The 5,486-nt window shown below is 63.0% G+C and carries 5 protein-coding genes and 1 pseudogene; 5 read left to right on the forward strand and 1 reads right to left on the reverse strand.

Annotation, left to right across the window (positions count from 1 at the left end):
* Positions 1–219: 219 nt before the first annotated feature.
* From WAN71_RS23925 to WAN71_RS23945, 5 genes and pseudogenes are all read left to right on the forward strand, one after another.
* A complete protein-coding gene (locus WAN71_RS23925) occupies positions 220–756 on the forward strand; it encodes a hypothetical protein (protein WP_422227712.1) in 537 nt (178 codons plus the stop codon).
* 67 nt (positions 757–823) lie between these two features.
* Positions 824–2,733: pseudogene (lepA, locus tag WAN71_RS23930) on the forward strand (translation elongation factor 4).
* Between the two features lie 17 nt (positions 2,734–2,750).
* Positions 2,751–3,485: a sensor domain-containing protein gene (locus WAN71_RS23935; protein ID WP_422227713.1), complete on the forward strand. Its 735-nt coding sequence runs from the start codon at positions 2,751–2,753 to the stop codon at positions 3,483–3,485.
* Between the two features lie 75 nt (positions 3,486–3,560).
* On the forward strand, positions 3,561–4,277 hold the full coding sequence (locus WAN71_RS23940; protein ID WP_422227714.1) for a sensor domain-containing protein: 717 nt from the start codon (positions 3,561–3,563) through the stop codon (positions 4,275–4,277).
* Positions 4,278–4,330: 53 nt separating this feature from the next.
* Positions 4,331–5,098 (forward strand): sensor domain-containing protein, encoded by a 768-nt coding sequence (locus WAN71_RS23945; RefSeq protein ID WP_422227715.1) that lies wholly within the window; start codon positions 4,331–4,333, stop codon positions 5,096–5,098.
* A gap of 6 nt (positions 5,099–5,104) precedes the next feature.
* Here the strand turns inward: WAN71_RS23945 and WAN71_RS23950 are convergent.
* A partial coding sequence (locus WAN71_RS23950; protein WP_422227716.1) for a glycoside hydrolase family 15 protein occupies positions 5,105–5,486 on the reverse strand: 382 nt, incomplete at its 5' end.

Below are 5,486 nucleotides of genomic sequence, written 5' to 3' on the forward strand. Positions count from 1 at the left end.
GCACAAGCCGCTCGCTGGCTAACGCGACGATTTGACCCGTCCGCCCGGTGAGCGGCTCGCCATCCGAAACCTGCACGACGTAGATGCGTTCCTTAAGTTTTTTCTAGCAGCGGCTGTACTGACTACATAATGAATTGTTAGGGTTTACTCAGGTTCAACTGGGGGAACCTCTGGGGGCATAAGCAGCTCGCCAGTCAAGATCCTGAAAGGGACATGAATATGGACATTCGCAAAATCGCCGTGGTCGGCAGCTTCGCGGCCGGAGCAGCACTGGCATTCGCGCCGCTTGCTGCCGCGGACGACCCGCTGACGCCCTTTGTCGACAGTGAGATTTCGTCGATGAACTCGCTCTTCGTGAGCGAAGCCACCCTCGCAGGTTTCGGCGGCGACGTCATGACGCACGGGGCCAACACGTTCGACACCATCAAGCTGGCAGACGCGCCAAACACGGGGACGATGCCGACTCTCCTCAACTACGAGCTGTACGGGCTCAACCCGATCGGCAATGCCGCCTCTGACCCAGGTGCTTTCAGCGAGTTCAACGGCGCGCTGGTCAATTTCGACGACGCCTACAACCTCGAGCTGTTCTCGCTGCTGAACCCCACTGCGGCGCTCAGCTCGATCCCAATGGGCGACCTGTTCGGATCGCCGACCGGCATCGCCGAGGCGTTGGCCACCACCGCCGCCTCGGGGGGACCCATAACCGACTTCCTCACAGACGGCTTCGCCGACCTGCAGGGGTTCTTCACGCCGTAATAGTTCGCTCGGAAAACGAACCCCCGGAGCCGACTCCGGGGGTTTCGTTTTGGCCGCTCCGACCGCGATTGTGCTGCAGCGCGTGTCCGCCGATACGCTGGAAGCGCCTAAGCCCGGCTTCACCAGGAGATTCCCATCAGCAGTTTCGCCGACCAAACCTTCACCGCGCCGGCGCAGATTCGGAACTTCTGCATCATCGCCCACATCGACCACGGCAAGTCCACGCTGGCGGATCGGATGCTGCAGCTCACCGGCGTCGTCGATGAGCGGTCGATGCGCGCTCAGTACCTCGACCGGATGGATATCGAGCGGGAACGCGGGATCACGATCAAGGCGCAAAATGTCCGCCTGCCATGGCGGGTGGGGGACACCGACCACGTCCTGCACCTGATCGACACGCCCGGTCATGTCGACTTCACCTATGAGGTGTCGCGCGCCCTGGCCGCCTGCGAGGGGGCGGTGCTGTTGGTCGACGCCGCGCAGGGCATCGAGGCGCAGACGTTGGCCAACCTGTATCTGGCGCTGGACCGTGACATGGTGATCATCCCGGTGCTCAACAAGATCGACCTGCCCGCCGCCGACCCCGAACGCTACGCCGCCGAGATCGCGCACATCATCGGCTGCGAGCCCGACGACGTGCTGCGGGTGTCCGGCAAGACCGGTGAAGGCGTGTCCGAACTGCTCGACGAGGTGGTCAAGCAAGTGCCACCGCCCCAGGGGGACACCGAGGCGCCCACCCGCGCAATGATTTTCGACTCCGTCTACGACATCTACCGCGGCGTGGTCACCTACGTCCGCGTCATCGACGGCAAGATCACCCCGCGCCAGCGCATCGCGATGATGTCCACCGGCGCCACCCACGAGCTGCTCGAGGTGGGCATCGTGTCGCCCGACCCCAAACCCAGTGCCGGCCTTGGCGTAGGAGAGGTGGGCTATCTGATCACCGGGGTCAAGGACGTCCGGCAATCCAAGGTCGGCGACACCGTGACGACCGCTCGGCACGGCGCAACCGAGGCGTTGACGGGTTACCGCGAGCCCAAGCCGATGGTCTACTCGGGGCTGTATCCCGTCGACGGCTCCGACTACCCCAATCTGCGCGACGCCTTGGACAAGCTTCAGCTCAACGACGCGGCCCTGACTTACGAGCCGGAAACGTCGGTGGCGCTGGGCTTCGGATTCCGTTGCGGATTCTTGGGTCTGCTGCACATGGAGATCACCCGCGAGCGCTTGGAGCGCGAGTTCGACCTGGACCTGATTTCGACCTCGCCGAACGTGGTCTACCGGGTGGTCAAAGAAGACGGTACGGAAATCGTCGTGACCAACCCGTCGGACTGGCCGGAAGGCAAGGTGCGCAACGTCTACGAGCCCATCGACAAAACCACCATCATCGCGCCCAGCGAATTCATCGGCACGATCATGGAATTGTGCCAGTCGCGCCGCGGCGAACTCGGCGGGATGGACTATCTGTCACCCGAACGCGTGGAACTGCGCTACACAATGCCGTTGGGGGAGATCATCTTTGACTTCTTCGACGCGCTGAAGTCACGCACCCGCGGGTATGCCAGCCTTGACTACGAGGACGCCGGCGAGCAGGAGGCCCAGCTGGTCAAGGTCGACATCCTGCTGCAAGGTGAGGCAGTCGACGCGTTCAGCGCTATCGTGCATAAGGATTCGGCGTTCGCCTATGGCAACAAGATGACCACCAAGCTCAAAGAACTGATCCCGCGCCAGCAGTTCGAGGTCCCGGTGCAGGCGGCGATCGGTTCGAAAATCATTGCACGCGAGAATATTCGGGCTATCCGCAAGGACGTGCTGTCCAAGTGCTACGGCGGTGACATCACCCGCAAGCGCAAACTGCTGGAGAAGCAGAAGGAAGGCAAAAAGCGGATGAAGACCATTGGCCGCGTCGAGGTGCCGCAAGAAGCATTCGTCGCCGCGCTGTCTACGGATGCGGCAGGCGACAAGGCCAAGAAGTGAGAAAGCATTGGTGCGCCGTGGCCGCACTGTTGGCCGCATTGCTGGCCACCGGGTGCACCGCAACGACCAGTGGCAAAGTAGTTCCGGCGCCGAACCTTGCGCTGCGCCCGCTGACCGGTTCGACCATCAAGCAGGTACTGCTCGACGGCGCTGCGCTGTCAAAACTGACCAACCAGCCGTTCCAAACCGTCCCGCCCTTCCCGCCGGTGTTCGGGGGCAGCGAGAAGTTGAGAGATGATTTTGAATCGGCGGCGTCCGCTGACTGCGGCGGCGTCGTTTACATGCTGCAGAAGAGCGCCTACCAGTCCGCCGGTGTAGGAAATGTCGCTGATGAGTTTTGGCGGCCCGACGATTCCTCCGCGGAGATGAGTGCCGTGCACGAGGGCATCGTCTCCCTGCCCGCAGCCGCAGACGCCAGTGCCTTGTTCGCCAGGTTCTCCGCGCAGTGGAAGCAGTGTGATAGCAATGCGCTGACCGAGCCCTCTCACTTGTTCGTTCGTGACACGATTACCGACGTACGGGTTATGGATTCAGTCGTAGCGGCGACCGTCTCGCTAGAGCCCGGACCGGGATCAATCCTGGCGGCCGTCCCGGAAGCCCGTGCCGTTGGCGTAGCGGGAAATTGCTTGGTTGAGGTCGAGGTCGCTTTCGTCGGCATCACATATCCATCGGACCAGGGGTCGGCAGAGATCAGCACCACCGCGATCAAAATCGCTCACGCGTTGATGGACAAAGTCCGTGCATTGAGCTGAGCACGAATAGCCTTGTCGGCGTACGGCTTTCCGCAACAACGGCAACATCACTTGCAAGCGCGGTAGGGTCCGCTCATGCGGATCGGGCGGATCGTGGTCGGGCTCGTTGCGCTGCCCTTAGCGGCCGGCTGCATGGTCGTCGTCGACGGTGCGGCACATCCGGCGCCCAGGCTGGCACCGCGCCCGCTTGTCGGGCATGCCGTCAATCGTGCACTGCTCGATGAGGGCGAACTGGCGAAGCTGGTTGGCCAGTACTTCAAGAGCAAGCCCGAATCTCCACCGCGTTTCGGGGGTGGTGATCAGCTTTACGACGTGCACGCCGCACCGAGCGGATGCGCCGGGGTGGTGTTCGAGCTGCAAAAAAGTAGCTATGGGACCGCCGATGTCCAAAACATCGCGCAGCAAACCTGGTGGACTGCCGGCATCCGAGGCGCAAAGGTGATCAGCGTGGTGGAGTCAGTGGTCGCGGTCCCGACTGGTGCAGCCGCCGATGCGGTATTCGCGGGTTTCATCCAGCAATGGGACGGTTGCAACGGCACGACGGTCACGTCAGATTTCGGGATCGGTCACCCCGTCTCTGCAGCGATCAGCGATGTGCGAGCTGCCAACTCCGTGCTCGCCGCCACTGTGCAGTCCCACTTCGTCACGACGGTTATCAGCGCCCGCGCCGTCGGCGTCAGGGCGAATTGCGTTGTGGAAGTTGATGTTGCGTTCTTTTCCGACAACAAGCCCGACGGGACTGCTGTCGACATCGCGCACGCGATGATGGACAAGGTCAGCAGTCTGAGCTAACGGGTCACGGCGCTGCCGACCGACGCCGCGGGTGACCAAGGTAAAAAGGAGCCATGCGGACGGTTGGATCAGCGACGGCGTTGCTAGTGGTCGCCGCGTTGGCAGCCGGCTGTGGTTCGGTTGTCGATGGCACGGCGAAGCCGGCACCGAACCTGAAGCCGCGACCTCTCACCGGGGAAACCGTCAAGCAGGTGCCTCTCGACGACATCGCACTGACGAGGATGCTCAGCCAGCCCTTCGTGGCCCGTCAACCGCCTGAAGCCGGCGGCCCCGACAAGCTCTTCGAGCCGGAAAATCCGGTTTCGCCGGCCGATTGCCAGGGCGTCACGGCGATGCTGCAGAAAAGCGTCTACGAGTCCGCCGAGGTCAAAGGTCTCGTGTACGAGTCCTGGTGGAACAACGGCGACCCGGCGCAAGTCATCAGCGTGATGCAAGGCGCGGTCACGTTGCCCACTGCCGCACAAGCCGAGGAGCTGTTCGCGAACTTCTCCAAGCAATGGCAGCAGTGCAACGGCACGACGACAACGGAACAAACCGGCCCGATCAGCACGACCAACGCCATCAGCGACGTCCGCGTTACCGATGCCTCCAAAACTATTGTCGCGGCGACTAATACCGCGACCTCGGTATTGCCCAACATGCCGCCGCTGCTGCCCACCCCGCAGGCGCGTGCCATCGGTGTCCGGCTGAACTGCCTGGTCGAGGTCGAGGTGGTGTTCTTCGGCGATCGACGCCCGTCCGACCCGGGCTCGGCCACCGTGGACACCAGCGCCGTCGACGTCGCTCACGCGATGATGGACAAAGTCGGCGCGTTGAGCTGATCGCCCCTACACGGGCGCGTTGGCGGGCTGAAAAACCCCGGTGCTGTCGGCTTCTTCTTCGGCCCGGATCACATGCACCACAGCGTTGATCAGCGCCAGGTGGGTGAACGCCTGTGGGAAGTTCCCCAGATGCCGTCCGGTGGCCGGCTCGATCTCCTCGGCGTAGAGGTGCAGCGGACTGGCGAAGGAAAGTAGCCGCTCACACAGATGCTTGGCGCGGCTGATCTCGCCGATCTCGACCAGCGCCGACACCAGCCAAAACGAGCAGATGGTGAATGTGCCCTCCTCGCCGATAAGTCCGTCGTCGGTCTCCTCGACGCGGTATCGCAGCACCAGCCCTTGTTCGGTGAGCTCGTCGGCAATGGCCAGCACGGTGGCGCGCACCCGC

The organism is Mycobacterium sp., assembly GCF_049280035.1.
In the GTDB taxonomy this organism is placed as follows: domain Bacteria; phylum Actinomycetota; class Actinomycetes; order Mycobacteriales; family Mycobacteriaceae; genus Mycobacterium.